The following is a 25,951-nucleotide window of genomic DNA, read 5'->3' on the forward strand; positions in this document are numbered from 1 at the left end:
ATGCGCCTGGGTCGGGTGGCTGACCAAAGGTCGGCCCAATTCGGATCTGGTCGGGGGCCCTGTGGGAGCGGGCATGCCCGCGAACACCGGCGTAGCCGGTGCCATACACCGCGTCGCTTGCTTCGCGGGCATGCCCGCTCCCACAAGGGGCTGCCCAGCCCGTCAGTTGGGGCTGCGCATCATGTCGTACAGCTCGTTCAGCAGTTTGCGCCGGCTGAACACCAGTTGCCAGCGGTGCCCGCCCAGCTGGCGCCACAGGCGCGCGGCGCGGATGCCGGCGAGCAGCAGGGCGCGGATTTTCGAGGCGTTGCTGGCCTGCTGCAGGAAGCGCATGTCGCCGTGTACCTGGATGCGCTGGCGCAGGGTGCTCAGGGTGTCCTGGTACAAGGCTCCGCTGGAAGCGATGACATTTTCGTGAACCAGGCCGAAGTGATCGGCCTGCGACTGGATTTGTGGCAGGCGGTTGCCGATGGTGTCGAGCAGGTCGCCACGCTTGTTCAGCTGGCGCTCGAGGCCCAGCATAGACAAGGCGTAGCGCAGGGGCTCGCGCTGCAGGCTGCTGGGGTCGCGTTCCAGGGCGCCGACCAGCGCGCGATAGCCATCGCGCAGGTTCAGGTCGTCGCCGCCGAACACTTCCAGGGTGTCTTTGGGGTCGCGTACCAGCAAGCTGCCCAGCATGCAGCCGATGTTGGCCTCGCTGGCCTGGCCGGTGCGGGCGATGCGGTCAACCAGCACGGCTGCCTGGAATACGCCGCCCAGGGCAATCAATTGCTCGCGCAGTGTGCTCATGCCCGCGGGCTCCACGGCTCGGCCGCCTCGATCACGCCGCCACCCAGGCACACTTCGCCATCATAGAACACCACTGATTGGCCCGGCGTCACGGCGCGCTGGGGCTCGTCGAACACGGCACGGTAGCCGCCGTCGGTCAGCGCCAGGGTGCAGCGCTGGTCGCTCTGCCGGTAGCGTACCTTGGCGGTGAGCTGGCGCGGGCTGCTCAGGTCCACCGGGTTGACCCAGAAGATTTCCGACGCGAGCAGGGCGCGGGAGAACAACCAGGGGTGTTCGTTGCCCTGGCCGACCACCAGCACGTTGCGGGTCAGGTCTTTGTGCAGCACGTACCAGGGCTCGTCACCGGCGTCCTTCAGGCCGCCGATACCCAGGCCCTGGCGCTGGCCGATGGTGTGGTACATCAGGCCATGGTGGCGGCCGATCACCTCGCCTTCGGTGGTTTCGATGTTGCCTGGCTGGGCGGGCAGGTACTGCTTGAGGAAGTCGCTGAAGCGGCGTTCACCAATAAAGCAGATGCCGGTGGAGTCCTTTTTCTTGGCGGTGGCCAGACCGTGTTTTTCGGCGATGGCGCGGACCTCGGGTTTTTCCAGTTCGCCCACCGGGAACAGCGTGCGGGCGATTTCCTTGCCGCCAACGGCGTGCAGGAAGTAGCTCTGGTCCTTGTTCGGATCCAGGCCTTTGAGCAGTTCGGTAACGGCGCCGGTGTCGCGACGGCGTACATAGTGGCCGGTGGCAATCAGGTCTGCACCCAGCGACAGGGCGTAGTCGAGGAACGCCTTGAACTTGATTTCGCGGTTGCAGAGGATGTCCGGGTTGGGCGTGCGGCCGGCCTTGTACTCTTCGAGGAAGTGCTCGAACACGTTGTCCCAGTACTCGGCGGCGAAGTTGGCGGTGTGCAGCTTGATACCGATGCGGTCGCACACGGCCTGGGCGTCGGCCAGGTCTTCACGGGCGGTGCAGTATTCGGTGCCGTCGTCTTCTTCCCAGTTCTTCATGAACAGCCCTTCCACCTGGTAGCCCTGCTCGATGAGCAGAAGGGCGGAGACGGAAGAGTCCACGCCGCCGGACATGCCGACGATGACGCGGGTCTTGGCGGGGTCTTTGAGTGCTGGGCTGGTCATGGGTACCGGTGTGTATCAAGGGGGAAAAACGCCGATTCTATCAAAGCCGCGGCGCCACGTCAGTCGCGCAGCAGTTCAAGGCTGTGCAGCGGGCCTGCAAGGTAGTCGTTCAGGCAGCGCGGCACCAGCTCGCTGCGCCAGCGGGTGGGGTCGGCCAGCAGCTCTTCGCGGGTCAGCCAGACAGCGCGGACGATGTCGCTGTCCAGGGCCAGGTCGGCATGGTGACGCACGGGGCGGGCGGCAAAACAGATGCGCTGGTAGGTCACGCCGTTGCTAGGCGCGGTGTACAGGTAGATGCCGACCACGCCGGTGAGCTCGACTTCCCAGGCGGTTTCTTCCAGGGTTTCGCGCAGGGCGGCCTGGGGTAGGGTCTCGTTGGCTTCCAGGTGCCCGGCGGGCTGGTTGAAGACGTGCCGGTTGGCTTTGAATTCTTCGACGAACAGGAATTTGCCGTCCTGCTCGACGATGGTGGCGACGGTGATGTGGGGTTGCCAAGACACGGTCGATGCTCTCCCTAAGTAGCAAGTAGCAAGTAGCAAGTAGCAAGTAGCAAGTAGCAAGTAGCAAGTTGAAGCGACCGCGTACCGCTTCGACTTGTGGCTTGTGGCTTGTAGCTTGTAGCTCGAAACTTGCAGCTGAAAAAGCACAAACCCCGGTGCGTGGCCGGGGTTTGTGCGGTTACGTCAAGCGGGCCTTACAGGGCGGCGATGGCGCTGTTCAGGGTCTGGCTTGGGCGCATCACCTTGGCGGTCAGCTCGGCATCCGGGGCGTAGTAGCCACCGATGTCGGCTGGCTTGCCCTGAACGGCGTTGAGCTCGGCGACGATGGTCTCCTCGTTCTCGGTCAGGGTCTTGGCCAGTGGGGCGAAGCGTGCCTGCAGGGCGGCGTCGTCGCTCTGTGCAGCCAGGGCCTGGGCCCAGTACAGGGTCAGGTAGAAGTGGCTGCCGCGGTTGTCGATACCGCCGACCTTGCGCGATGGCGACTTGTTGGTGTCGAGGAACTTGCCGGTTGCCTGGTCCAGGGTGCTGGCCAGAACCTTGGCGCGCGGGTTGTCGTAGGTGTTGCCCAGGTGCTCCAGGGAAGCGGCCAGGGCCAGGAATTCACCCAGCGAGTCCCAACGCAGGAAGTTCTCTTCGACCAGCTGCTGCACGTGCTTGGGTGCCGAACCGCCGGCGCCGGTTTCGAACAGGCCGCCGCCGCTCATCAGCGGCACGATCGACAGCATCTTGGCGCTGGTGCCCAGTTCCATGATCGGGAACAGGTCGGTCAGGTAGTCGCGCAGTACGTTACCGGTAACCGAGATGGTGTCCTTGCCTTCGCGAATGCGGGCCAGGGAGAACTTGATGGCGTCGACCGGGGCCATGACACGAATGTCCAGGCCGGTGGTGTCGTGATCCTTCAGGTACTTTTGCACCTTCTCGATCATCACGCCGTCGTGGGCACGGGCCGGGTCCAGCCAGAACACCGCTGGGGTGTTGCTCAGGCGGGCACGGTTGACGGCCAGCTTGACCCAGTCCTGGATCGGCGCATCCTTGGTCTGGCACATGCGGAAGATGTCACCGGCCTCGACGTTCTGCTCCAGAACCACGTTGCCCTTGCTGTCGACCACGCGAACCACGCCGTCGGCCTTGACCTGGAAGGTCTTGTCGTGGGAACCGTACTCTTCGGCTTTCTGCGCCATCAGGCCAACGTTCGGCACGCTGCCCATGGTGGTAGGGTCGAAGGCGCCGTTGGCCTTGCAGTCTTCGATGGTGGCCTGGTAGATGCCGGCGTAGCAACGGTCCGGGATCACTGCCTTGGCGTCTTGCAGCTCGCCAGCGGTGTTCCACATCTTGCCCGAGTCACGGATCATGGCCGGCATCGAGGCGTCGACGATCACGTCGCTCGGTACGTGCAGGTTGGTGATGCCCTTGTCGGAGTTGACCATGGCCAGGGCCGGGCGCTGGGCGTACAGGGCCTGGATATCGGCTTCGATCTCGGCCTGCTTGTCAGCTGGCAGGTCCTTGATGCGGGCGTACAGGTCGCCGATGCCGTTGTTGGCGTTGAAGCCCACTTCGGCCAGGGCGGCGGCGTGCTTGGCCAGCACGTCGTTGTAGAACTCTTCGACGATGACGCCGAACATGATCGGGTCGGAGACCTTCATCATGGTGGCTTTCAGGTGTACCGACAGCAGCACGCCGGCGGCCTTGGCATCGGCGATCTGCTCGGCGATGAAGGCCTTCAGGGCCTTGCGGCTCATGGTTGCGCAGTCGATGACTTCGGCAGCCTTGACCGCGGTCTTTTCCTTCAGCACGGTGGTGCTGCCGTCTTTGCCGACCAGTTCGATACGTACGCTGTCGTCAGCTTCGATCAGTGCAGCCTTTTCGCTGCCGTAGAAGTCGCCTTGGGTCATGTGGGCGACGTGCGACTTGGAGTCGGCGGCCCAGGCGCCCATCTTGTGCGGGTGCTTGCGCGCGTAGTTCTTGACCGACAGCGGTGCGCGGCGGTCGGAGTTGCCTTCACGCAGGACCGGGTTCACGGCCGAACCTTTGATGCGGTCGTAGCGGGCGCGGGATTCTTTCTCTTGCTCGGTGGCCGGCTCGTCGGCGTAGTCAGGGATGTTGTAGCCCTTGCCTTGCAGCTCCTTGATCGCGGCTTTGAGCTGCGGTACTGAGGCGCTGATGTTCGGCAGCTTGATGATGTTGGCTTCGGGGGTGGTAGCCAGCTGGCCCAGTTCCGCCAGGTGATCGCCTACTTGCTTCTCTGCGCCCAGTTGCTCCGGGAAGGCGGCAAGGATACGGCCAGCCAGGGAGATGTCGCGAGTTTCGACAGCGATGTCAGCCGAAGCGGTGAACGCTTCGATGATCGGCAGCAGCGAGTAGGTGGCGAGGGCAGGGGCTTCGTCGGTGAAGGTATAGATGATCTTGGAACGGGTGGGCATGCGGGTTAACTCTCTGTGTGCTGAGCGTGCTCGAGTCTCGTGGTGCGCAGGGTAAGGCGCATCGCCCTGGCAAGCCATGAGCGGAAAGTCGAGAAGCTGCGAGCGGTGATGGTGGATGCATCAGTCGAGCGTCAAGTGCTGAACTGCGGTAACAGCCCAGGCGTTGGCAGCCAGGCGGGAAAGGCCCGGCTTTTTGGCCGATCACGGCCTAGGGCGGTCCGCATTTTCCTGGGATTCGCCCCGATGACCCAACGGTCGCGGCGGAGTATATCAAACCATTTGGCCTAATCAGCAAGGCCAAGTGATATCGGCCCATTTATAAGACCAAAGACTGAGGGGCAATGTGGCGTAATGCCGCAGCGCCGGCGGGGTGTTCTGCGCGGGCGCGCCCACGCCCACAGCTTGCAGGTCGGCAGATGTGGTTTAGGCTCATTGCAACGCGTGATGTCCAACCCACACCCGATAGCGGAGTAGTGCAAGCATGGCATACCAGAAAATCAAGGTTCCGACCGACGGCGCCAAGATCACCGTCAATGCAGACCATTCGCTCAACGTGCCCGACCAGCCGATCATTCCCTACATCGAAGGCGACGGGATCGGCGTTGATGTCTCACCGGTGATGATCAAGGTGGTCGATGCCGCTGTGCAGAAGGCCTATGGCGGCAAGCGCAAGATCGCCTGGATGGAGGTGTACGCCGGCGAAAAGGCCACCCACGTCTATGACCAGGACACCTGGCTGCCGCAGGAAACCCTCGACGCGGTGCGTGACTACGTGGTGTCGATCAAGGGCCCGCTGACCACCCCGGTGGGTGGCGGCATCCGTTCGCTGAACGTGGCTTTGCGCCAGCAGTTGGACCTGTATGTGTGCCTGCGCCCTGTGCTGTGGTTCCAAGGTGTGCCAAGCCCGGTGAAAAAACCGGGGGATGTCGACATGGTGATCTTCCGGGAGAACTCCGAAGACATTTATGCCGGCATCGAATGGAAGGCCGGTTCGCCGGAAGCAGACAAGGTGATCAAGTTCCTCAAGGAGGAAATGGGCGTTACCAAGATCCGCTTCGACCAGGACTGCGGCATTGGTATCAAGCCGGTTTCCCGCGAAGGGACCAAGCGTCTGGTACGCAAAGCCCTGCAATACGTGGTGGATAACGACCGTGAGTCGCTGACGCTGGTGCACAAGGGCAACATCATGAAGTTCACCGAAGGTGCCTTCAAGGACTGGGGCTACGAAGTGGCGCGTGACGAGTTCGGTGCCGAGTTGCTCGACGGCGGGCCGTGGATGAAGTTCAACAACCCCAAGACCGGCCGCGAAGTCATCGTCAAGGACGCCATTGCCGACGCCATGCTCCAGCAGATCCTGCTACGCCCGGCCGAGTACGACGTGATCGCCACGCTCAACCTCAACGGCGACTATTTGTCTGACGCCCTGGCGGCGGAGGTGGGCGGCATCGGTATCGCCCCGGGGGCCAACCTGTCCGACACCGTGGCCATGTTCGAGGCTACCCACGGCACGGCGCCCAAGTATGCCGGGCAGGACAAGGTCAACCCGGGTTCGGTGATTCTTTCGGCAGAAATGATGCTGCGCCACATGGGCTGGACCGAGGCCGCCGACCTGATCATCAAAGGCACCAATGGCGCGATTGCGGCCAAGACTGTGACTTACGACTTCGAGCGCCTGATGGACGGTGCCACGCTGGTGGGAAGTTCAGGCTTCGGCGACGCTATGATCAAACATATGTAAGCGAATGTGAAACGGCCGCTTCTGGTAAAGAAGCGGCCTTTCTTTTCGTTTACCCGCTGGCAGAGCAGTCGGTCAGGCGTCGGCCGTGCTGCCGGCGGGCTGTGCACTGGCCGGAGCGGGCGCAGCCGTGGATGCGCTGCTGATATTGACGGCATGTAGACCTTTCGGGCCTTGGATGACGTCGAAGGTCACGGCCTGGCCGGCCTTGAGCGTCTTGTACCCGTCCATCTGGATGGCTGAATAATGAGCGAACAAGTCGTCGTTCTTGCCCTCTTCATTGACGAATCCATAGCCCTTGGCATTGTTGAACCACTTGACTTTACCGCTTGCCATCCCTATGTCCCTCTGCAAAGGACTCCATCACTGGAGTATCATCCACTTCATCCGCATACGAACCTTGCGAAAAAATCTGGTTGACTGCGCGGATCTTTATCGACCACGGTGGGTTCCTATTGGTTGTAACACCGTTTTGCCGATAGTCAAGGTCATGCAGCGGCTGCACCAATGGCCGTTCGCAGGGTCAACCCACAACCTTAACCTGTCGATGTGATGAAATTCTTTCCATGCATGCACACAGCCAGATTCGACTAACATTCAATCAGGATCGTCCCCAATCGAATGAGGACGATGGCTCCGGTCTGGCGGTTCAGGAAGCCAAGCCGATCCTGCAGGCGCCACCGATGTACAAGGTGGTTTTGTTCAACGATGACTACACACCGATGGATTTCGTCGTCGAAGTGCTCGAGACGTTCTTCAGTCTGAACCGCGAGCTGGCGACCAAGATCATGCTGACCGTCCATACCGAGGGGCGGGCAGTGTGCGGATTGTTTACCCGCGACATCGCCGAAACGAAGGCTATGCAGGTCAACCAATACGCCAGGGAAAGCCAGCATCCGCTACTCTGTGAAATCGAGAAGGACGGTTAATCGCCGACCACTTGGGTATGAGGTGAAGCTATGTTAAACCGCGAGCTCGAAGTCACCCTCAATCTTGCCTTCAAGGAGGCCCGTTCGAAGCGTCATGAATTCATGACCGTCGAACATCTGCTGCTGGCACTCCTGGACAATGAGGCTGCCGCGACCGTTCTGCGCGCCTGTGGCGCCAATCTCGACAAGCTCAAGCACGACCTGCAAGAGTTCATCGATTCGACCACACCGCTGATTCCTGTCAACGATGAAGACAGGGAAACCCAGCCAACTCTGGGGTTCCAGCGTGTGCTGCAACGCGCCGTGTTCCACGTACAAAGCTCTGGCAAGCGCGAGGTGACCGGCGCCAACGTGCTGGTGGCAATCTTCAGCGAACAGGAAAGCCAGGCCGTGTTCCTGCTCAAGCAGCAGAGCGTGGCCCGCATCGATGTGGTCAACTACATCGCCCATGGCATTTCGAAGGTGCCGGGGCATGGCTCGCAATCCGAAAGCGACCAGGACATGCAGGATGAAGAGGGCGGTGAAACCTCTTCTTCCAGCAACCCGCTGGACGCCTATGCCAGCAACCTCAACGAGCTGGCGCGTGCCGGCCGTATCGACCCGCTGGTAGGCCGCGAGCAGGAAGTGGAGCGCGTTGCACAGATCCTTGCCCGCCGCCGCAAGAATAACCCGCTGCTGGTGGGTGAGGCCGGGGTGGGCAAAACGGCGATTGCCGAAGGGCTGGCCAAGCGTATTGTCGATGGCCAGGTGCCTGACCTGCTGGCACAGAGCGTGGTGTACTCGCTCGACCTGGGCGCGCTGCTGGCCGGTACCAAGTACCGCGGCGACTTCGAGAAGCGCTTCAAGGCGCTGCTTGGCGAGCTGCGCAAGCGCCCGCAGGCCATTCTGTTCATCGATGAGATCCACACCATCATCGGTGCCGGTGCGGCGTCGGGTGGGGTAATGGATGCGTCCAACCTGCTCAAGCCGCTGTTGTCTTCGGGTGAAATCCGCTGCATCGGCTCCACGACCTTCCAGGAATTCCGTGGCATTTTCGAGAAGGACCGCGCCTTGGCGCGGCGCTTCCAGAAGGTAGACGTCAGCGAACCCTCGGTTGAAGACACCGTGGGCATCCTGCGTGGCCTGAAAGGGCGGTTCGAAAGCCACCACAACATCGAGTACAGCGACGAAGCCCTGCGCGCCGCCGCTGAGCTGGCCTCGCGCTACATCAATGACCGGCACATGCCGGACAAGGCCATCGATGTGATCGACGAAGCTGGCGCCTACCAGCGCCTGCAACCGGAAGCCAGCCGCGTCAAGCGCATCGATGTGCCGCAGGTGGAGGACATCGTCGCCAAGATTGCGCGAATTCCGCCGAAGCATGTCAGCAGCTCCGACAAGGAACTGCTGCGTAACCTGGAGCGCGACCTGAAGCTGACCGTTTTCGGTCAGGACCAGGCCATCGATTCGCTGTCCACGGCCATCAAGCTGTCGCGTGCCGGCCTCAAGGCCCCTGACAAGCCGGTGGGTTCGTTCCTGTTTGCCGGCCCTACAGGCGTCGGCAAGACCGAAGCGGCCCGGCAATTGGCCAAGGCGCTGGGTGTGGAGCTGGTGCGCTTCGACATGTCCGAGTACATGGAGCGCCACACGGTTTCGCGGTTGATCGGTGCACCACCTGGCTATGTTGGGTTCGACCAGGGTGGTCTGCTGACCGAGGCGATTACCAAGCAGCCGCACTGCGTGTTGCTGCTCGACGAAATCGAGAAGGCTCATCCGGAAGTCTTCAACCTGCTGCTGCAGGTGATGGACCACGGCACCCTTACCGACAACAACGGGCGCAAGGCCGACTTCCGTAATGTGATCCTGATCATGACCACCAACGCCGGCGCGGAAACCGCGGCGCGGGCCTCGATCGGCTTCACCCATCAGGACCATGCGTCCGATGCGATGGAAGTGATCCGCAAGAGCTTCACGCCAGAATTCCGCAACCGCCTGGACACCATCATCCAGTTTGGCCGCCTGAGCACCGAAACCATCAAGAGCATCGTCGACAAGTTCCTTATCGAACTGCAGGCGCAGCTGGAAGACAAGCGGGTGCTGCTTGAGGTCAGCGATGAGGCCCGCGGCTGGCTGGCGGCTTCGGGGTATGACGTGCAGATGGGCGCGCGGCCGATGGCGCGGTTGATTCAGGACAAGATCAAGCGGCCGCTGGCCGAGGAGATCCTGTTTGGTGAGTTGGCCGAGCATGGCGGTGTGGTGCACGTCGACTTGCGCGATGGCGAGCTGGTGTTCGACTTCGAGACCACGGCTGAAGTAGCGTGATACATGGGGCTGCAACGCAGCCCCTTAGAAACTTGAAGCCATGAAAAAGCCCGGCACTTGGCCGGGCTTTTTCATGGCTGGAGCTTAGCGCGCACGGTAGGTGATGCGGCCCTTGCTCAGGTCATAAGGCGTCAGTTCGACGCGGACCTTGTCGCCAGTGAGAATACGGATGTAGTTTTTGCGCATCTTTCCGGAGATGTGCGCGGTTACGACGTGCCCGTTTTCCAACTCCACGCGGAACATGGTGTTGGGCAGGGTGTCGACGACAGTACCTTCCATTTCGAAGCTGTCTTCTTTCGACATGCAGTTGAGCCCTCGGTGTCCAGTGTTGGCCCGACGCATAACCGCACCGGGCAAAAAAGTGGCGTGGATTATGCCGGAAAACTGTGTGTCAAGCCAATGCTTTCAGTTGAGGGTGACCCAGCGCTGGTTTATCAACAATTCGATGGGCCGATACTGTGTCTTGTAATTCATCTTCTTGCAGTTCTTGATCCAGTAGCCCAGGTACACCGCCTCCAGATCCTTGCGCAGGGCTTCGCCAATTTGCCAGAGAATGGCGAAACGGCCCAGGCTGCGACGCTCTTCGTCGGGCTCGTAGAAGGTGTAGACCGCTGACAGGCCATTGGGCAGTACGTCGCACACGGCCACTGCCATCAGTCGGCCGGCCAGGCGAAATTCGTAGAACCAGCAGAAGGGCAGGTCCCGCACCAGGAAGGTGGAAAACTGGTCGCGGCTGGGTGGGTACATGTCACCGTCGGCATGGCGGGTTTCGATGTAACGCCGGTACAACTCGAAGTACTCTTCCTTGAACGCCGGGCGCGCTGCGCTCACGGTGAGGTCGGCATTGCGCTTGAGGATGCGCCGCTGCTGGCGGTTGGGAATGAAGCGGGCTGCGGGAATGCGCGCCGGTACGCAGGCGTTGCAGTTCTGGCAGTGGGGGCGATACAAGTGGTCGCCGCTGCGGCGGAAACCCATGTCCGACAAGTCGGCATAGACGTTCACGTCCATCGGCTGGCTGGGGTCGAGGAACAGTGTGGTTGCCTGCTCGTCGGGCAGGTAACTGCAGGTGTGGGGTTGAGTGGCATAGAACTTCAACCGCGCCAACTCTGTCATGATCAACCCCTCGGTGAGACTTTGTTCTAAGTGTAAGCCAGCCAGGGAAAACCGCCTAGGCGACCACCCAAGTCGCGCTGTTGGGCTGGTCGAGGTGGCGGGCCAGGTAGCGGGCGAACTCGGCGCGGCTGATGGCATGGGCGCCGAGGCTGTGCAGGTGGTTGGTGGGCATCTGGCAGTCGATCAGTACGAAGCCGGCCTGGCGCAGGTGCTCGACCAGGGTCACGAAACCGACCTTGGAGGCGTTGTCGGCGCGGCTGAACATCGATTCGCCGAAGAACAGTTGGCCCATGGCCAGGCCGTACAGGCCACCGACCAGTTCGCCGTGCTGGCGTACCTCAACCGAATGGGCAATGCCGCGACGGTGCAGTTCGCAGTAGGCGTTGCGCATGGTGTCGGTGATCCAGGTGCCGTCGGCGTAATCGCGGGGGGCGGCGCAGGCATCGATTACCGCCGGGAAGTCGCTGTCGAAACTGACCTGGTAGCGCCCCTGGCGCATCAGCTTGGCCAGCGAGCGCGATACGTGAAGCTGGTCGGGCAGCAACACCGTGCGCGGGTCGGGTGACCACCACAGGATCGGCTGGCCGTCCTGGTACCAGGGGAAGCAGCCATGGCGGTAGGCCTGCACCAGCCGTTCGGGGCTCAGGTCGCCGCCGGCGGCGAGCAGGCCGTTGGGTTCGTGCAGGGCCTTTTCCAGGGGTGGGAAGGTCAGCGAGTCGCGGGTCAGCCAGGTGAGCATGGTCTATCGTGCGGTGGGGGAGGGGAGCGGGCAGCATGGCGTGCGCACCGGGCAGGGTCAATGGCTGAGCGCCCGCAGCGGCGGCCGGGGGCAGCGCGGCCGCGGAATTCGGGCAATTTCCTGCGCATTGATGAAACCGCAGGCACCATCCGCTACATTTGCTGTCATACCTGTGCAAAAACACAGCATAAGCCTTTGTCACGAAAGAAAATGCGTGCTCAAATTGCAGGCATGTGAAAGTCGCCCCCGCTTGAGCGCCTTACGGCGCGCCGTCATGGCAGTGGGCGGGCAGTAATGTTAAAAGTAGTGGTTCATTGGCCGCACTGCCGGCCGAGCACTATTGGACGCGCAGCACGCGCAGGAATAGACGTGTTTTGAAGAAATCCACCGCAACCCCAGCTCCCTTGCCCGTGCCCCTGTGGCGGCAGCAGCTGCACTATCGCCTCAAAGAAGGTGCGTTGATCGCCGTTGGCGCTCTGTGCCTGTACCTGTGGATGGCGCTGCTGACCTACGACACTTCGGATCCGGGCTTCAGCCACACCGCCACCGTCGACCAGGTGCAGAACGCCGCCGGGCGTGCCGGTGCCTACTTTGCCGACATCCTGTTCATGGTATTGGGTTACTTCGCCTATATCTTCCCGCTGCTGCTGGCGGTGAAAACCTGGCAGATCTTCCGCCAGCGCCATCAGCCCTGGGACTGGAGCGGCTGGCTGTTTTCCTGGCGGCTGATCGGCCTGGTATTCCTGGTGCTGTCGGGGGCCGCGCTGGCGCACATCCACTTCCATTCGCCTGCGAGCTTGCCGTTTTCTGCCGGCGGCGCCCTGGGCGAAAGCCTTGGCGACCTGGCGCGCAACCTGCTGAACGTGCAGGGCAGTACGCTGATGTTCATTGCCCTGTTCCTGTTCGGCCTGACCGTTTTCACCGACCTGTCGTGGTTCAAGGTGATGGACCTGACGGGCAAGATCACCCTCGACCTGTTCGAACTGGTGCAGGGCGCCGCCAATCGTTGGTGGGAAGCCCGCAACGAACGCAAGCGCCTCGAGGCGCAGTTGCGCGAGGATGAGCCTGTGGTGAAGGCCGCGCCAACGGTCGCCGAGAAACGCGAACCCGCCAAACCGGCGCTGCGTGAGCGCATCTTCAAGCGCGAAGAGGCGCCGGCACCGGCGGTCGAGCCCCGCGAGCCGACCCTCGGGCGCGAGCCCGCGGCCCCGCTCCGCGAACCGGCCCTGGCCCGCGAGCCGGTGGTGCCCCCCCGCGAGCCAAGCCTTGCCCGAGTAGCGTCGTCCACGCCAACCATCGTGCCCCCGGCCGTGGACAAGGCGCCAGAGCCGAGCAAGCGGGTGATGAAAGAGAAACAGACGCCGCTGTTCATCGACAGCGCCGTGGAAGGCACGCTGCCGTCGATATCCATCCTCGACCCGGCCGAACAGAAGAAGATCGAGTACTCGCCAGAATCCCTGGCCGGTGTCGGTCAGCTGCTGGAAATCAAGCTCAAGGAATTCGGCGTTGAGGTCTCGGTGGACTCGATCCACCCGGGCCCGGTGATCACCCGTTACGAAATCCAGCCTGCCGCTGGCGTCAAGGTCAGCCGTATCGCCAACCTGGCCAAGGACCTGGCACGGTCGCTGGCGGTGACCAGCGTGCGTGTGGTCGAGGTAATCCCCGGCAAGACCACCGTGGGTATCGAGATCCCCAACGAAAACCGCCAGATGGTGCGTTTCTCCGAAGTGCTGGCCACGCCGCAGTACGACGAGCAGAAGTCCCCTGTCACCCTGGCCCTTGGCCACGACATTGGCGGCAAACCGGTAATTACCGATCTGGCCAAGATGCCCCACCTGCTGGTGGCCGGTACCACGGGTTCCGGTAAGTCGGTGGGGGTCAACGCGATGATCCTGTCGATCCTGTTCAAGTCCAGCCCGGAAGACGCACGGCTGATCATGATCGACCCGAAAATGCTCGAGCTGTCGATCTACGAAGGCATTCCGCACCTGTTGTGCCCGGTGGTCACCGACATGAAGGACGCCGCCAACGCCCTGCGCTGGAGCGTGGCCGAGATGGAGCGCCGCTACAAGCTGATGGCGGCCATGGGTGTGCGTAATCTGGCCGGCTTCAACCGCAAGATCAAGGACGCCCAGGAAGCCGGGGAAATCATCCACGACCCGCTGTATCGCCGCGAAAGCATGGACGATGAGCCGCCGGCGCTGAAAACCCTGCCGACCATCGTGGTAGTGGTCGACGAATTCGCTGACATGATGATGATTGTCGGCAAGAAGGTCGAAGAGTTGATCGCCCGTATCGCGCAGAAAGCGCGCGCGGCGGGTATTCACCTTATCCTCGCCACCCAGCGCCCGTCGGTGGACGTGATTACCGGTCTGATCAAGGCCAACATCCCGACCCGCATGGCCTTCCAGGTGTCGAGCAAGATCGACTCGCGGACCATCATCGACCAGGGCGGTGCCGAACAACTGCTGGGCCACGGTGACATGCTGTACATGCCGCCGGGTACCAGCCTGCCGATCCGGGTGCATGGCGCGTTCGTTTCCGATGACGAGGTGCATCGCACGGTAGAGGCGTGGAAGCTGCGCGGCGCCCCAGACTACAACGACGACATTCTCAATGGCGTGGAAGAGGCCGGCAGCGGCTTCGACGGCGGCGGCGGTGGCGGTGATGGCGACGATGCCGAAACCGATGCGCTGTATGATGAAGCGGTGCAGTTCGTGCTCGAGAGCCGGCGTGCTTCCATTTCTGCCGTGCAGCGCAAACTGAAGATTGGCTACAACCGTGCTGCTCGCATGATCGAGTCGATGGAGATGGCCGGCGTGGTTACCCCGATGAACAGCAACGGCTCGCGGGAAGTAATTGCCCCAGGCGGCCCGCGCGACTGATGAACACCCTGCCGGGCGCCAGTGTTGATGCCCGGCCTTTTCAATGCTCAATGAGGATTCCCATGCGCGCGATTCGCATGCTGTTGGTTTCTGCCCTGACCCTGGGCTCGGTTACCGCTTACGCCGGTGAGCAAGATGTGCAACGCCTGACCCAGTTGCTGGAAAAGTCACAGACTATCGAGGCCAATTTCTCCCAGCTGACCTTGGGCGCCGATGGCACCAGCCTGCAAGAAACCTCGGGCAAGATGACCGTCAAGCGTCCGGGCCTGTTCTACTGGCATACCGACGCACCGCAGGAGCAAGTGGTGGTGTCGGACGGCAAGAACGTCACCCTGTGGGACCCGGACCTGGAACAGGCCACCATCAAGAAGCTCGACGTGCGCCTGAACCAGACCCCGGCGCTGCTGCTGTCGGGTGATGTGTCGAAGATCAGCCAGAGTTTCGACATCACCTCGAAGGAGCAGGGCGAAGTCATGGACTTCACCCTCAAGCCGAAAACCAAGGACACCTTGTTCGACTCGCTGCGCGTGTCGTTCCGCAAGGGCCTGATCAATGACATGCAGCTGATCGACAGCGTCGGCCAGCGCACCAACATCCTGTTCAATGGCGTCAAGGCCAACCAGGCGGTGCCGGACAGCAGGTTCAAGTTCGACATCCCCAAAGGCGCGGACGTGATCAAGGAGTAACCAGAGCTCGCCATGGACCTGTTTCGAAGCGAACCTGTCGCCCAGCCTCTGGCGGCCCGCCTGCGCCCGTCCAACCTGGACGAGTACGTAGGCCAGGAGCACCTGCTGGCGCGCGGCAAACCGCTGCGCGAGGCATTGGAGCAAGGCGCGCTGCACTCGATGATCTTCTGGGGCCCGCCAGGGGTAGGCAAAACCACCCTGGCGCGGCTGCTGGCGCAGTTCTGTGATGCGCATTTCGAAACCGTGTCGGCGGTACTGGCCGGGGTCAAGGAAATTCGCCAGGCGGTGGAGGTTGCCAAGCAGCAGGCAGGGCAATACGGCCGGCGCACCATTTTGTTCGTCGACGAGGTGCACCGCTTCAACAAGTCGCAGCAGGATGCCTTCTTGCCATATGTGGAAGACGGCACCCTGCTGTTCATTGGCGCCACCACCGAAAACCCCTCGTTCGAGCTCAACAACGCACTGTTGTCGCGGGCGCGGGTGTACGTGCTCAAGAGCCTGGACGAGGCGGCGTTGCGCAAGCTGGTCGACCGCGCCCTCACCGAGGAGCGTGGCCTGGGCAAGCGCAACCTGCGGGTGGGCGACGATGCCTTCAAGATGCTGATGGCCGCCGCAGACGGCGACGGCCGGCGCATGCTCAATTTTCTCGAAAACGCCTCGGACCTGGCCGAAGATGGCAGTGAAATCGACGTCGAGATGCTGCAGAGCCTGTTGGGCGACAGCCGTCGCCGTTTCGACAAGGGCGGCGAAGCCTTCTACGACCAGATTTCCGCGCTGCACAAATCGGTACGCGGCTCCAACCCGGACGGCGCCCTCTACTGGTTCGCGCGCATGCTCGACGGCGGCTGCGACCCGCTGTACATCGCCCGCCGTGTGGTGCGCATGGCCAGCGAAGACATTGGCAACGCCGACCCGCGGGCGCTCGGCTTGTGCCTGGCGGCCTGGGATGTCCAAGAGCGCCTGGGCAGCCCCGAAGGCGAGCTGGCGGTGGCCCAGGCCATCACCTACCTGGCCTGTGCACCGAAGAGCAACGCGGTGTACATGGGCTTCAAGACCGCCCTGCGCGAAGCCGCCGAGCATGGCTCGCTGGAAGTGCCGCTGCACTTGCGCAATGCGCCCACCAAGCTCATGAAGCAACTGGGTTACGGCGACGAGTACCGCTACGCCCACGATGAGCCCGACGCCTATGCGGCCGGTGAGGACTACTTCCCCGATGCACTCGAGCCGCGCCAGTACTACCAGCCCGTGCCGCGCGGCCTGGAACTGAAAATCGGCGAGAAGCTGCGTCACCTGGCCGACCTTGACCGCAATAGCCCCCGTCAGCGGAGAAAACCATGATTGCCTTGATCGCTGCCGTGAGTGCCGGGGGCGTGGCCGGTACGTTGCTGCGCTTCGCCACCGCCAATTGGGTCACCGCCCACTGGCCACGGCACTTCTATGCCGGTACGCTGGCGGTCAACCTGGTTGGCTGCCTGCTGATCGGCCTGCTCTACGGCTTGTTCCTGCACAAGCCGCTGGCGCCGGTCGAGTTGCGCGCCGGCTTGATCGTCGGCTTCCTTGGTGGCCTTACAACTTTTTCCTCTTTTTCGCTCGATACCGTGCGCCTGATGGAAAGCGGGCAAGTGCCGCTGGCCTTGGGCTATACCACTATCAGCGTAGTGGGCGGGCTGCTCGCGACCTGGGCTGGCCTGTCCCTGACCCGTTTCTGAACCAACACCTACCTATAACGAGAGAACGATATGCTCGATTCCAAACTGTTACGCGGCCAACTTCAGGAAGTGGCGGATCGCCTGGCCTCCCGTGGCTTCAGCCTGGATGTCGCGCGCATCGAATCACTGGAAGAACGCCGCAAGGCGGTGCAGACCCGTACCGAGCAACTGCAGGCCGAGCGTAACGCCCGTTCCAAGTCCATCGGCCAGGCAAAAGCCAAGGGTGAAGACATCGCCCCACTGATGGCCGATGTCGAGCGCATGGCCAATGAGCTGGCGGCCGGCAAGGCCGAACTGGACGAGATCCAGGCCGAGCTGGACGGCATCCTGCTGACCATTCCCAACTTGCCGGATGCCAGCGTACCGGTCGGTGCCAGCGAAGACGACAACGTTGAAGTGCGCCGTTGGGGCACCCCGAAAACCTTCGATTTCGACATCAAGGACCACGTTGCCCTGGGTGAACTCAGCGGTGGCCTGGACTTTGAAGCCGCCGCCAAGCTGTCCGGCGCACGCTTTGCCGTGCTGCGCGGGCCGATTGCCCGCCTGCACCGCGCCCTGGCGCAGTTCATGATCAACCTGCACACCGGCGAGCATGGTTACGAGGAGCACTACACCCCGTACCTGGTGCAGGCCCCAGCGCTGCAGGGCACTGGCCAGTTGCCGAAGTTCGAAGAAGACCTGTTCAAGATTACCCGCGAAGGCGAGGCTGACTTCTACCTGATCCCGACTGCCGAGGTGTCGCTGACCAACCTGGTGGCAGGCGCGATTCTGGACGCCAAGCAACTGCCGCTTAAGCTGGTTGCCCACACCCCGTGCTTCCGCAGTGAAGCGGGCGCTTCCGGCCGCGACACCCGCGGCATGATCCGCCAGCACCAGTTCGACAAGGTCGAGATGGTGCAGGTGGTGGAGCCGGCGAAATCGATGGAAGCCCTGGAGGGGCTGACGGCCAACGCCGAGCGCGTGCTGCAGCTGCTGGAGCTGCCGTACCGCGTGCTGGCCCTGTGCACCGGCGACATGGGCTTCGGCGCGGTGAAAACCTATGACCTGGAAGTGTGGGTGCCGAGCCAGGACAAGTACCGTGAAATCAGCTCGTGCTCCAACTGCGGCGACTTCCAGGCGCGCCGCATGCAGGCCCGCTGGCGCAACCCGGAAACCGGCAAGCCAGAACTGGTACACACCCTCAACGGGTCCGGCCTGGCGGTTGGCCGTACCTTGGTTGCGGTGCTGGAAAACTACCAGCAGGCCGACGGCTCGATCCGCGTGCCAGAGGTGCTGAAGCCTTACATGGGCGGCGTCGAGGTCATCCGCTAAATGGATTATCTGCCGCTGTTCCACAAGCTGCAGGGCGGCCGTGTACTGGTCGTCGGCGGCGGTGAGATCGCCTTGCGCAAGGCGCGCTTGCTGGCCGATGCCGGGAGTGTGCTGCGCGTGGTGGCGCCGGACGTCGACGGTCAGTTGGCTGCATTGGCGCGGGAAGGTGGCGGTGAGGTGCTGGTGCGTGGCTACCAGGCCGCCGACCTGGTCGGGTGCCGGCTGGTGATCGCCGCCACTGACGACCCTGGGCTGAACGCGCAGGTGTCGGCCGATGCGCAGGCCGTCAGCCTGCCAGTCAACGTGGTGGACGCGCCGGCCTTGTGCACGGTGATCTTCCCGGCGATTGTCGACCGTTCACCGTTGGTGATTGCGGTCTCCAGTGGCGGGGACGCTCCGGTGCTGGCGCGTCTGATTCGCGCCAAGCTGGAGGCGTGGATCCCGGCTGCCTACGGTGAGCTGGCCGGGCTGGCGGCGCGGTTCCGGCACAAGGTCAAGTCCTTGTATCCGGACGTGAACCAGCGCCGCGGCTTCTGGGAGACCGTGTTCCAGGGCCCGATCGCCGAGCGCCAGCTGGCCGGGCAGGGCGCCGAAGCCGAACGCCTGTTGCAGGCGATGGTGGAGGGCGCACCGGTGCAGCAGGGGGGCGAGGTGTACCTGGTAGGTGCGGGCCCAGGCGACCCTGACCTGCTCACCTTCCGCGCCTTGCGCCTCATGCAGCAGGCCGACGTGGTGCTGTATGACCGCCTGGTGGCCCCGGCGATCATCGATATGTGCCGGCGTGATGCCGAGCGTATCTATGTTGGCAAGCGCCGCGCTGACCACGCTGTACCGCAGGACCAGATCAACCGCCTGTTGGTTGACCTGGCCCAGCAAGGCAAGCGCGTGCTGCGCCTGAAGGGCGGCGACCCGTTCATCTTTGGCCGCGGTGGCGAAGAGATCGAAGAGCTGGCCGAGCATGGCATCCCCTTCCAGGTGGTGCCGGGTATTACGGCGGCCAGTGGCTGTTCCGCCTATGGCGGCATTCCACTGACCCATCGCGACCATGCCCAGTCGGTGCGCTTCGTGACCGGGCACCTCAAGGATGGTACCAGCAACCTGCCATGGAACGACCTGGTAGCGCCGTCGCAGACCCTGGTGTTCTACATGGGTTTGGTGGGCTTGCCTACGATCTGCGCAGAGCTGATTCGCCATGGGCGTGCGGCCAGTACCCCGGCGGCCCTGGTGCAGCAGGGCACTACGCGTAACCAGCGGGTGTTCACCGGTACCTTGGCGGACTTGCCGGAGCTGGTGGCCCAGCATGAAGTGCATGCGCCGACCCTGGTGATTGTTGGGGAAGTGGTGCAGTTGCGCGACAAGCTGGCCTGGTTTGAAGGTTCGCAGAACAGCTGAAGCCGCCGGGGCCGCTTTGCGGCCCATCGCGACACAAGGCCGCTCCTACACACCCTGTAGGAGCGGCCTTGTGTCGCGATGGGCTGCAAAGCAGCCCAACGATCTCAACCTTGCCAAATCCCTTCACCCACCAACCGCTCCCGATCATGCGGCTGGTTGAAATCCTGCAACGGCCCCTTAGGCACGATCCCGTTCGGGTTGATGGTCTTGTGGCTCATGTAATAGTGCTTCTGGATATGCTCCATATCTACAGTTCCCGCCACCCCAGGCCACTGGTACAGCTCGCGCAGCCAGTTCGACAGGTTGTGATAATCGCTGAGGCGCCGCAAGTTGCACTTGAAGTGCCCGTGATACACAGCGTCGAAGCGCACTAGCGTGGTGAACAGGCGCACATCGGCTTCAGTCAGGTATTCCCCCGCCAGGTAGCGATTGCGGCCTAACAACTCTTCCAGATGATCCAGCTCGTTGAACACGTCATCGAACGCCGCCTCGTAGGCCTCCTGCGTAGTCGCGAAGCCGGCGCGATACACACCGTTGTTCACCGCCGGATAGATACGTTCGTTCAGCGCCTCGATGGCCGGGCGCAGCGGCGCTGGGTACAGGTCGAGGGTGTTGCCGGTTAACTCGTTGAACGCGCTGTTGAAAATGCGAATGATCTCAGCCGACTCATTGTTGACGATGCGTTTCTCTTTCTTGTCCCACAACACGGGTACTGTCACCCGGCCGGTATAGTGCGGGTCGTCCTGGGTGTAACGCTGGTGAAGGTACTGCAGCGCATCGAGGTGATCGCCGCTGGAGCCTTGCTGCTGGTCGAAGGTCCAGCCATGGTCTTGCATCAGCCAGCTCACCACCGAAACGTCGATCAACGGGGCCAGGCCTTTGATGGCGCGGAAGATCAACGTGCGGTGGGCCCAAGGGCAGGCCAGCGACACGTACAGGTGGTAACGGCCGGCTTCGGGGGCAGGCAACGAATGGCGGCGCTGGGCGTTTTCGCGTTTGAAGGTGCCGTCCTTGCCGTTTTCATACCACTGGTCATGCCAGCGGCCGTCGATCAAAAGGCCCATGGTGAGCTCCTGGAACAAAGGGTTTGTCGTTGGAGCCCAGTCTAGGCCAGATCGTTCGAAGTAATAGCGCAAAGATCCGGGTAGTGTTATCGACTAAATCGATCTATCACGGTTGTCCCAATAGGTCTGCGCGTTGGTGAAGGCCTGTTCCCGGGTCTGCTCCAGGCCACGCAGTGCCAAGGCCATGGTCGCGATCAGCGCTTTCTCGCCGTAGCTGTCCTGCACTTCACCACGCCAGAAGGCGAGCAAATGCTCCGGTTGCAGCGTGGCGGGTTTGACGTGACGGCGCTCGCTCAGCGCCGGCCATTCCTCATCCCAGGCTACGCCGGCAGTGGTGCCGTAGAGGTGGCTGATGACGTCCGGGTTGACCTCGATCTCGCCGCCATCGCCCTTGATCACCACGGCATGGTCGCCCAGCAGGCGGCTGGCCTCACGGTGTACCGCCTGGTAACCGGGGTGGAAGATGCTTTGCAGGCCGCACCGCGCGCCCAGCGGGTTGAGCACCCGCGCCAGGGAGTGAATGGGCGAGCGCAGGCCCAGGGTGTTGCGCAGGTCGATCATGCGCTGCAGTTGCGGTGCCCAGTCGTGCAAGGGGAAAAACGCCAGCTGATGTTGGCCCAGCGCGGTGTCGACCGCTGCCCAGTCGCGGCACAGGGGGATCTGCAACAGGTCGAGCAATTGCTCGGTGTACAGCCGCCCGGCCGTGTGTGCGCCGCCGCCATGCATCAGGATGCGCACGCCATTGCCGGCCAGGCATTTGGCGGCCAGCAGGTACCAGGGCAAGTGGCGCTTCTTGCCAGCGTAGGTTGGCCAGTCCAGGTCCACGGCAATGCGCGGGGCTTGTAGGTGGCCGCGTAGCGCTTCGGTGAAGCCGGCCAGCTCTTCGGCGCTTTCTTCCTTGTGCCGCAGCAGCATCAGGAAGGCGCCCAGCTGGGTGTCCTCGACCTTGCCTTCCAGCAGCAGGGTCATGGCAGCCCGTGCTTCCTCGCGGGTAAGGCCGCGCGCGCCGCGCTTGCCTTTACCAAGAATGCGCACGAATTCAGCGAACGGGTGTTCGGCCGGAGTTTCCAGGGTCAGCGGGCGGGCTTGATTCAAGGGTGGCAGGGTCATATGCAATTGGTCGGCTTGGGCAGGCCCGCCAGCTTGGCGGCAAGTTTGGCGGGGGTGCCATTGAACAGGCGGTTCAGGTGCGGACTATTGCCCTTGTCAGGGCCCAGCTTCAGGGCGGTGTACTTGATCATTGGGCGGGTGGCCGGGGACAGCTGGTACTCCTGGTAGAACTGTCGCAGCAGTTCGAGGATTTCCCAGTGGTCCGCGGTCAGCGCAATGCCCTCGCGCTCGGCAAGGGCCTCGGCGGCTGCATGGGACCAGTCTTGCAGGTCGACCAGGAAGCCGTCCTTGTCCAGGGCGATCGCCTGATCGGCAACGGTGAGGGTATTCATAACCAGCTGTTGACCTTGTCGTAGTGCAGCGACAGTTCGACGAAACTGGCGTAGTCCACGGCCTTGGCCAGTTCGTTGCCAACCGCGCGGGCTTGCAGGTCTTCGTCCAGGGCGAACAGGCGCTGGGCCAGGCTGGCGGCTTGCAACTGGCGGTACGCTTCGCTGCCGCTGCGCAGGGCGTACACCGCATCGCCGCACAGCAGCAGGGCGTCGTTCGCGCCAAGCAGGCGCAGGCAACTGGCCAGGCGCTCGTCGCCGAACGGGGAGTGGGCAATTACGTGCAGGGTCGTCATCAGAGCGTTACCACCTGGTCAAAACGGGCGATCAGTGCGGTCAGTGCCGCGTCATCCAGCACTTGCACGGGCAGTGCCAGGCTGTCGGCGGCCAGGCCACGGCGGGTGAGGCTGTGGTTGCAGGCGAACAGTTCTTCGACGCCGAACATCGGCAACGCCTGCAGGTTGGCGGCCAGGTTCTTATGTTGCACGGCGGCAGGTCGCTGGTTTGGCGCTAGCTGGAACACGCCATCGTCGAGGAACAGCATGCCCAGCGGCAGGTCGAACGCGCCACCGGCCAGGGCGATGTCCAGCGCCTCGCGGGCAGATGGGCCGTTCCACGGCGCCTGGCGGCTGATGATCAACAAGGATTTGGCCATTTCAGTCGCCTCCAAAGCAGACAAGGCGGTCGGCGATTTGCGCGGCCTCATGCAGTTGCCCCAGGCCGGACAACTCCCATGGCTTGGGCAGGTTCACGGCCGGGCGCTGATAGCGGTTGGCCTCGGCCTCGTCGAGCACGCCACGGCGCAAGGCGGCGGCGATGCACACCACGGCGTCCAGCTGGTGGGTCTCGATAAAGGCACGCCACTGCGCGGCCACGTCCACTTCATCCTGGGGCGCGACCACGTTGGCCGAGGCACTGTGTACCCCGTCCTGATAGAAGAAGAGCCGGGCAATCTCATGCCCGCCGGCCAGCACCGCCTCGGCATAGCGCAAGGCGCGCCGCGAGGAGGGCGCATGGGCCGGGGAGAATACCGCGATAGCGAATTTCATGGGTAACTCATGCAAAGGACTACCGCCATGATAAAGCAAAAAAGCCCGCGCCCGCTTGTGCATGCGGGCGCGGGCTTTTGAAGGAGCGGCCTTGTGTCGCGATGGGCTGCAAAGCAGCCCCGGGGCTTCAGCGCAAATGCACAAATTGCTGGGGCTGCTTCGCAGCCCATTCGCGACACAAGGCCGCTCCTACAGGGATTGCGCAAGGCCCTGTCAGAAGGGAACAGGCCTCAAGCCTGTTCCTTGCTCTCCGGCAGGAACCAGTTCAGCACCAGGGCACAGATGCCACCGGTCGCCACGCCCGACTCCAGCACATTGCGCACCGCCGCCGGCATATGCGCCAGGAACTCCGGCACCTGCGCCACACCCAGGCCCAGCGCCAACGACACGGCGATGATCAGCAGCGCACGCCGGTCCAGGCGGGTGCTGGCCAGAATATTGATGCCCGACGCTGCAACCGCGCCAAACATGACCATTGCCGCACCCCCCAGCACCGGTTCTGGCACCGCCTGGATCACCCCGGCAACACTGGGGAACAGCCCCAATATCACCAGCATTACGGCAATCCACATGCCGATATGGCGACTGGCAATGCCTGTGAGCTGAATCACGCCGTTGTTCTGCGCAAAGATCGAGCTCGGGAACGTGTTGAACAAGCCCGCCAACAACGAGTTGGCGCCGTTGACCAGCACACCACCCTTGATGCGCTGCATCCACACTGGGCCATCGACGGGCTGGCGCGATACCTTGCTGGTGGCGGTGACGTCACCAATCGCTTCCAGCGACGTCACCAGGTAGATCACCAGCATCGGAATGAACAGCGCCCAGGAGAAGCTCAGGCCGAAATGCAGCGGCGTCGGCAGCTGGAACAGCGCGGCTTGGTGCATGCCGGTGAAGTCCAGGCGGCCCAGGTAGCCCGCCAGGGCATAGCCGACCGCCAGGGCAATGAGGATGGCACAGCTGCGCATCCATACCAGTGGAATACGGTTGAGGATGACGATGATTGCCAACACCACACCCGACAGTAGCAAGTTCTCGCCATTGGCGAAGGTGCCATTGGCCATGGCGCCGAAGCCACCGCCCATGCTGATCAGGCCGACCTTGATCAGCGTCAGGCCGATCATCAGCACGACAATACCGGTGACCAGCGGGGTGATTAGGCGTTTGACGAAGGGCAGGATGCGCGAAACACCCATTTCGACGAACGAGCCAGCGATGACCACGCCAAAGATGGCGGCCATTACACCTTCGACCGGCGTGCCTTGCTTGACCATCAGCGCACCCCCGGCAATCAGCGGGCCCACGAAGTTGAAGCTGGTGCCCTGCACGATCAGCAACCCGGCGCCAAACGGCCCGAAGCGCTTGCACTGTACGAATGTGGCGATACCGGAGATTACCAGCGACATGGAGACGATCAGGTTGGTATCCCGTGCGGACACCCCCAGCGCCTGGCAGATCAACAGCCCGGGCGTTACGATCGGCACGATGATCGCCAGCAGGTGTTGCAGCGCTGCCAGCAGGCCGATCAGCAGCCGAGGCTTGTCCTCGAGGCCAAGCACCAGCTCATTGGCGGGGGCCGATGCTGCTGGGCTGTGTTCATGTGTGCTCATGGCTGAAAGCTGCCCCTGAAGAAAAAAGGAGCGCATTCTACGGGGTGAAGGCAGATTGCGGTAGAGCAAAGCACGATGCCGACATGATCGGCGACCCTATGCCTAATTACCTGACTTTTCAGTCAAAAACTGCCTGCCGCGAATGTGCACTGCCGCGCCGGTTAACCCATGCTGAAGGCGAACACCGGCATGCCTTTCCCACACCCACAAAAAAGCCCGCCGAAGCGGGCTTTCTCACAACCTACAACAATCAGTCATCACGCCCCATGATGCCAAACAGCTGGAGCAGGCTGACGAACAGGTTGTAGATGGACACATACAGGCTGATGGTGGCCATGATGTAGTTCCGCTCACCACCGTGAATGATCGCGCTGGTCTGGAACAGGATGCACACCGACGAGAACAGCACGAAGCCGGCGCTGATCGCCAGTTGCAGGCCGCTGATCTGGAAGAAGAAGCTGGCCACGACCGCACCCAGCAGCACGAAGAAGCCGGCAGTGATGAAGCCACTGAGGAAGCTCATGTCCTTGCGGGTAATCAGTACGTAAGCCGACAGACCACCGAACACCAGGGCAGTCATGGCAAATGCCGAGCTGACAACCTCGGCACCACCGGCCATGCCCAGGTAGCGGTTGAGGATTGGGCCGAGAATGAAGCCCATGAAGCCGGTAAGGGCGAAGGTGGAGACCAGGCCCCAGGCCGAATCACGCAGCTTGTTGGTCAGGAAGAACAGCCCGTAGAAGCCGATCAGCACCACGAACACGTTCGGGTAGCCGACACGCATTTGCTGGGCAACGAAGGCCATGACGCCGCTGAAGGCGAGGGTGAGCGCCAGCAGACTGTACGTGTTGCGCAGGACCTTGCTGATCTCCTGCTGCTCGACCTGCTGGCCGTGATGTACGGCATAATCCTGTTCGCGCATGGCGACACTCCTTGGTAAACCTGTGGTTTCGAACGTTCAGATGCTGGGAGTCTACCAGAGCCATTGCAACCCGCGACACAGAGAGTTTGACAGCTTGTTTCATTACGGTATTATGGCGGCCGCAAACGAGCTGGAAGCGTGGCCGAGTGGTTTAAGGCAACGGTCTTGAAAACCGTCGATGGGCAACTATCCTAGAGTTCGAATCTCTACGCTTCCGCCATATTCTTCATCAAAGCC

Annotated in this window: 25 protein-coding genes and 1 tRNA gene; 10 read left to right on the forward strand and 16 right to left on the reverse strand. The window is 62.6% G+C overall.

The features are described 5' to 3' along the window. Nucleotides 1-162: 162 nt before the first annotated feature. The 4 genes from hflD to ACF8SD_RS04840 form a co-directional block, all read right to left on the reverse strand. On the reverse strand, nucleotides 163-789 hold the full coding sequence (hflD, locus tag ACF8SD_RS04825) for a high frequency lysogenization protein HflD (protein ID WP_144188000.1): 627 nt from the start codon (nucleotides 787-789) through the stop codon (nucleotides 163-165). Continuing rightward, nucleotides 786-1,910 carry a tRNA 2-thiouridine(34) synthase MnmA gene (gene mnmA / locus ACF8SD_RS04830; RefSeq protein ID WP_029887826.1) on the reverse strand — a complete coding sequence of 375 codons (1,125 nt, stop codon included), beginning with the start codon at nucleotides 1,908-1,910 and terminating at the stop codon, nucleotides 786-788. Before mnmA ends, hflD begins: the two co-directional genes overlap by 4 nt. A gap of 59 nt (nucleotides 1,911-1,969) precedes the next feature. Further along, nucleotides 1,970-2,410 carry an NUDIX hydrolase gene (locus tag ACF8SD_RS04835; RefSeq protein ID WP_392483970.1) on the reverse strand — a complete coding sequence of 147 codons (441 nt, stop codon included), beginning with the start codon at nucleotides 2,408-2,410 and terminating at the stop codon, nucleotides 1,970-1,972. Nucleotides 2,411-2,604: 194 nt separating this feature from the next. Next, nucleotides 2,605-4,830: an NADP-dependent isocitrate dehydrogenase gene (locus ACF8SD_RS04840; protein WP_392483971.1), complete on the reverse strand. Its 2,226-nt coding sequence runs from the start codon at nucleotides 4,828-4,830 to the stop codon at nucleotides 2,605-2,607. 481 nt (nucleotides 4,831-5,311) lie between these two features. Between ACF8SD_RS04840 and icd the strand changes: the two genes are divergently transcribed. Further along, complete coding sequence (gene icd / locus ACF8SD_RS04845; RefSeq protein WP_054912648.1) at nucleotides 5,312-6,568, forward strand: NADP-dependent isocitrate dehydrogenase; 1,257 nt, start codon at nucleotides 5,312-5,314, stop codon at nucleotides 6,566-6,568. Nucleotides 6,569-6,640: 72 nt separating this feature from the next. Here icd and cspD read toward each other — a convergent pair whose 3' ends face one another. After that, nucleotides 6,641-6,901 (reverse strand): cold shock domain-containing protein CspD, encoded by a 261-nt coding sequence (cspD, locus tag ACF8SD_RS04850; RefSeq protein WP_009683117.1) that lies wholly within the window; start codon nucleotides 6,899-6,901, stop codon nucleotides 6,641-6,643. Between the two features lie 230 nt (nucleotides 6,902-7,131). Here cspD and clpS point away from each other — a divergent pair, with 230 nt between their 5' ends. Both clpS and clpA read left to right on the forward strand, forming a co-directional pair. After that, nucleotides 7,132-7,494, forward strand: a complete 363-nt coding sequence (clpS, locus tag ACF8SD_RS04855) for an ATP-dependent Clp protease adapter ClpS (protein ID WP_009683116.1) — start codon at nucleotides 7,132-7,134, stop codon at nucleotides 7,492-7,494. Between the two features lie 30 nt (nucleotides 7,495-7,524). After that, the gene (gene clpA / locus ACF8SD_RS04860) at nucleotides 7,525-9,795 is read left to right on the forward strand and encodes an ATP-dependent Clp protease ATP-binding subunit ClpA (protein ID WP_173888347.1); all 2,271 of its coding nucleotides are present in this window, start codon (nucleotides 7,525-7,527) and stop codon (nucleotides 9,793-9,795) included. An 84-nt stretch (nucleotides 9,796-9,879) separates the two neighbouring features. Here the strand turns inward: clpA and infA are convergent, their stop codons facing one another. From infA to aat, 3 genes are all read right to left on the reverse strand, one after another. Further along, a complete protein-coding gene (gene infA, locus ACF8SD_RS04865; protein WP_002553999.1) occupies nucleotides 9,880-10,098 on the reverse strand; it encodes a translation initiation factor IF-1 in 219 nt (72 codons plus the stop codon). Nucleotides 10,099-10,200: 102 nt separating this feature from the next. After that, complete coding sequence (locus tag ACF8SD_RS04870) at nucleotides 10,201-10,908, reverse strand: arginyltransferase (RefSeq protein ID WP_173888348.1); 708 nt, start codon at nucleotides 10,906-10,908, stop codon at nucleotides 10,201-10,203. A 55-nt stretch (nucleotides 10,909-10,963) separates the two neighbouring features. After that, nucleotides 10,964-11,647 carry a leucyl/phenylalanyl-tRNA--protein transferase gene (gene aat, locus ACF8SD_RS04875; RefSeq protein WP_054881605.1) on the reverse strand — a complete coding sequence of 228 codons (684 nt, stop codon included), beginning with the start codon at nucleotides 11,645-11,647 and terminating at the stop codon, nucleotides 10,964-10,966. Between the two features lie 323 nt (nucleotides 11,648-11,970). Between aat and ACF8SD_RS04880 the strand changes: the two genes are divergently transcribed. The 6 genes from ACF8SD_RS04880 (at nucleotide 11,971) to cysG (ending at nucleotide 19,630) form a co-directional block, all read left to right on the forward strand. Then, nucleotides 11,971-14,532 (forward strand): DNA translocase FtsK, encoded by a 2,562-nt coding sequence (locus ACF8SD_RS04880; protein WP_392483982.1) that lies wholly within the window; start codon nucleotides 11,971-11,973, stop codon nucleotides 14,530-14,532. A gap of 62 nt (nucleotides 14,533-14,594) precedes the next feature. Then, a complete protein-coding gene (gene lolA, locus ACF8SD_RS04885; protein WP_009683108.1) occupies nucleotides 14,595-15,218 on the forward strand; it encodes an outer membrane lipoprotein chaperone LolA in 624 nt (207 codons plus the stop codon). A gap of 12 nt (nucleotides 15,219-15,230) precedes the next feature. Next, nucleotides 15,231-16,556 (forward strand): replication-associated recombination protein A, encoded by a 1,326-nt coding sequence (locus tag ACF8SD_RS04890; protein ID WP_054904213.1) that lies wholly within the window; start codon nucleotides 15,231-15,233, stop codon nucleotides 16,554-16,556. Beyond that, nucleotides 16,553-16,927: a fluoride efflux transporter CrcB gene (gene crcB / locus ACF8SD_RS04895; RefSeq protein WP_173888355.1), complete on the forward strand. Its 375-nt coding sequence runs from the start codon at nucleotides 16,553-16,555 to the stop codon at nucleotides 16,925-16,927. Before ACF8SD_RS04890 ends, crcB begins: the two co-directional genes overlap by 4 nt. Before the next feature lie 30 nt (nucleotides 16,928-16,957). Continuing rightward, complete coding sequence (gene serS / locus ACF8SD_RS04900) at nucleotides 16,958-18,238, forward strand: serine--tRNA ligase (RefSeq protein WP_173888357.1); 1,281 nt, start codon at nucleotides 16,958-16,960, stop codon at nucleotides 18,236-18,238. Then, complete coding sequence (gene cysG / locus ACF8SD_RS04905) at nucleotides 18,239-19,630, forward strand: siroheme synthase CysG (RefSeq protein WP_009683104.1); 1,392 nt, start codon at nucleotides 18,239-18,241, stop codon at nucleotides 19,628-19,630. It begins immediately after the preceding gene. Between the two features lie 104 nt (nucleotides 19,631-19,734). Here cysG and ACF8SD_RS04910 read toward each other — a convergent pair whose 3' ends face one another. From ACF8SD_RS04910 to ACF8SD_RS04945, 8 genes are all read right to left on the reverse strand, one after another. Continuing rightward, nucleotides 19,735-20,694, reverse strand: coding sequence for a glutathione S-transferase family protein (locus ACF8SD_RS04910; protein WP_173888361.1), 960 nt, complete (start codon nucleotides 20,692-20,694; stop codon nucleotides 19,735-19,737). A gap of 93 nt (nucleotides 20,695-20,787) precedes the next feature. Continuing rightward, complete coding sequence (locus tag ACF8SD_RS04915; protein ID WP_173891674.1) at nucleotides 20,788-21,789, reverse strand: glycosyl transferase family protein; 1,002 nt, start codon at nucleotides 21,787-21,789, stop codon at nucleotides 20,788-20,790. An 11-nt stretch (nucleotides 21,790-21,800) separates the two neighbouring features. Then, nucleotides 21,801-22,136 (reverse strand): TusE/DsrC/DsvC family sulfur relay protein, encoded by a 336-nt coding sequence (locus tag ACF8SD_RS04920; RefSeq protein ID WP_173888364.1) that lies wholly within the window; start codon nucleotides 22,134-22,136, stop codon nucleotides 21,801-21,803. Beyond that, nucleotides 22,133-22,429: a sulfurtransferase complex subunit TusB gene (gene tusB, locus ACF8SD_RS04925; protein WP_173888366.1), complete on the reverse strand. Its 297-nt coding sequence runs from the start codon at nucleotides 22,427-22,429 to the stop codon at nucleotides 22,133-22,135. Before tusB ends, ACF8SD_RS04920 begins: the two co-directional genes overlap by 4 nt. Further along, entirely contained in the window at nucleotides 22,429-22,788 is a 360-nt protein-coding gene (gene tusC, locus ACF8SD_RS04930) for a sulfurtransferase complex subunit TusC (RefSeq protein WP_173888368.1), read from the reverse strand. The genes tusB and tusC overlap by 1 nt, the downstream gene beginning before the upstream one ends. A gap of 1 nt (nucleotide 22,789) precedes the next feature. After that, entirely contained in the window at nucleotides 22,790-23,182 is a 393-nt protein-coding gene (gene tusD / locus ACF8SD_RS04935) for a sulfurtransferase complex subunit TusD (RefSeq protein ID WP_392483972.1), read from the reverse strand. Between the two features lie 230 nt (nucleotides 23,183-23,412). After that, nucleotides 23,413-24,792 (reverse strand): nucleobase:cation symporter-2 family protein, encoded by a 1,380-nt coding sequence (locus ACF8SD_RS04940; RefSeq protein ID WP_173888372.1) that lies wholly within the window; start codon nucleotides 24,790-24,792, stop codon nucleotides 23,413-23,415. A 250-nt stretch (nucleotides 24,793-25,042) separates the two neighbouring features. Further along, nucleotides 25,043-25,714: a Bax inhibitor-1/YccA family protein gene (locus ACF8SD_RS04945; RefSeq protein ID WP_003251184.1), complete on the reverse strand. Its 672-nt coding sequence runs from the start codon at nucleotides 25,712-25,714 to the stop codon at nucleotides 25,043-25,045. 132 nt (nucleotides 25,715-25,846) lie between these two features. On the opposite strand from ACF8SD_RS04945, the gene ACF8SD_RS04950 reads away from it, so the two are divergent. Beyond that, nucleotides 25,847-25,934 (forward strand) — tRNA-Ser (locus ACF8SD_RS04950). Nucleotides 25,935-25,951 lie beyond the last annotated feature (17 nt).

Source organism: Pseudomonas sp. CJQ_9, assembly GCF_043106615.1.
In the GTDB taxonomy this organism is placed as follows: Bacteria; Pseudomonadota; Gammaproteobacteria; order Pseudomonadales; family Pseudomonadaceae; genus Aquipseudomonas; species Aquipseudomonas juntendi.

What these genes read in the sequence shown, in the direction of transcription:
- mnmA (WP_029887826.1), bottom strand. Translation starts at nt 1,910, where the DNA reads ATGACCAGCCCAGCACTCAAAGACCCCGCCAAGACCCGCGTCATCGTC.
- infA (WP_002553999.1), bottom strand. Translation starts at nt 10,098, where the DNA reads ATGTCGAAAGAAGACAGCTTCGAAATGGAAGGTACTGTCGTCGACACC.
- cspD (WP_009683117.1), bottom strand. Translation starts at nt 6,901, where the DNA reads ATGGCAAGCGGTAAAGTCAAGTGGTTCAACAATGCCAAGGGCTATGGA.
- clpS (WP_009683116.1), top strand. Translation starts at nt 7,132, where the DNA reads ATGCATGCACACAGCCAGATTCGACTAACATTCAATCAGGATCGTCCC.
- tusC (WP_173888368.1), bottom strand. Translation starts at nt 22,788, where the DNA reads ATGGCCAAATCCTTGTTGATCATCAGCCGCCAGGCGCCGTGGAACGGC.
- ACF8SD_RS04910 (WP_173888361.1), bottom strand. Translation starts at nt 20,694, where the DNA reads ATGGGCCTTTTGATCGACGGCCGCTGGCATGACCAGTGGTATGAAAAC.
- hflD (WP_144188000.1), bottom strand. Translation starts at nt 789, where the DNA reads ATGAGCACACTGCGCGAGCAATTGATTGCCCTGGGCGGCGTATTCCAG.
- ACF8SD_RS04840 (WP_392483971.1), bottom strand. Translation starts at nt 4,830, where the DNA reads ATGCCCACCCGTTCCAAGATCATCTATACCTTCACCGACGAAGCCCCT.
- cysG (WP_009683104.1), top strand. Translation starts at nt 18,239, where the DNA reads ATGGATTATCTGCCGCTGTTCCACAAGCTGCAGGGCGGCCGTGTACTG.
- serS (WP_173888357.1), top strand. Translation starts at nt 16,958, where the DNA reads ATGCTCGATTCCAAACTGTTACGCGGCCAACTTCAGGAAGTGGCGGAT.
- tusD (WP_392483972.1), bottom strand. Translation starts at nt 23,182, where the DNA reads ATGAAATTCGCTATCGCGGTATTCTCCCCGGCCCATGCGCCCTCCTCG.
- aat (WP_054881605.1), bottom strand. Translation starts at nt 11,647, where the DNA reads ATGCTCACCTGGCTGACCCGCGACTCGCTGACCTTCCCACCCCTGGAA.
- crcB (WP_173888355.1), top strand. Translation starts at nt 16,553, where the DNA reads ATGATTGCCTTGATCGCTGCCGTGAGTGCCGGGGGCGTGGCCGGTACG.
- ACF8SD_RS04920 (WP_173888364.1), bottom strand. Translation starts at nt 22,136, where the DNA reads ATGAATACCCTCACCGTTGCCGATCAGGCGATCGCCCTGGACAAGGAC.
- ACF8SD_RS04870 (WP_173888348.1), bottom strand. Translation starts at nt 10,908, where the DNA reads ATGACAGAGTTGGCGCGGTTGAAGTTCTATGCCACTCAACCCCACACC.
- ACF8SD_RS04890 (WP_054904213.1), top strand. Translation starts at nt 15,231, where the DNA reads ATGGACCTGTTTCGAAGCGAACCTGTCGCCCAGCCTCTGGCGGCCCGC.
- tusB (WP_173888366.1), bottom strand. Translation starts at nt 22,429, where the DNA reads ATGACGACCCTGCACGTAATTGCCCACTCCCCGTTCGGCGACGAGCGC.
- lolA (WP_009683108.1), top strand. Translation starts at nt 14,595, where the DNA reads ATGCGCGCGATTCGCATGCTGTTGGTTTCTGCCCTGACCCTGGGCTCG.
- ACF8SD_RS04940 (WP_173888372.1), bottom strand. Translation starts at nt 24,792, where the DNA reads ATGAGCACACATGAACACAGCCCAGCAGCATCGGCCCCCGCCAATGAG.
- icd (WP_054912648.1), top strand. Translation starts at nt 5,312, where the DNA reads ATGGCATACCAGAAAATCAAGGTTCCGACCGACGGCGCCAAGATCACC.
- ACF8SD_RS04945 (WP_003251184.1), bottom strand. Translation starts at nt 25,714, where the DNA reads ATGCGCGAACAGGATTATGCCGTACATCACGGCCAGCAGGTCGAGCAG.
- clpA (WP_173888347.1), top strand. Translation starts at nt 7,525, where the DNA reads ATGTTAAACCGCGAGCTCGAAGTCACCCTCAATCTTGCCTTCAAGGAG.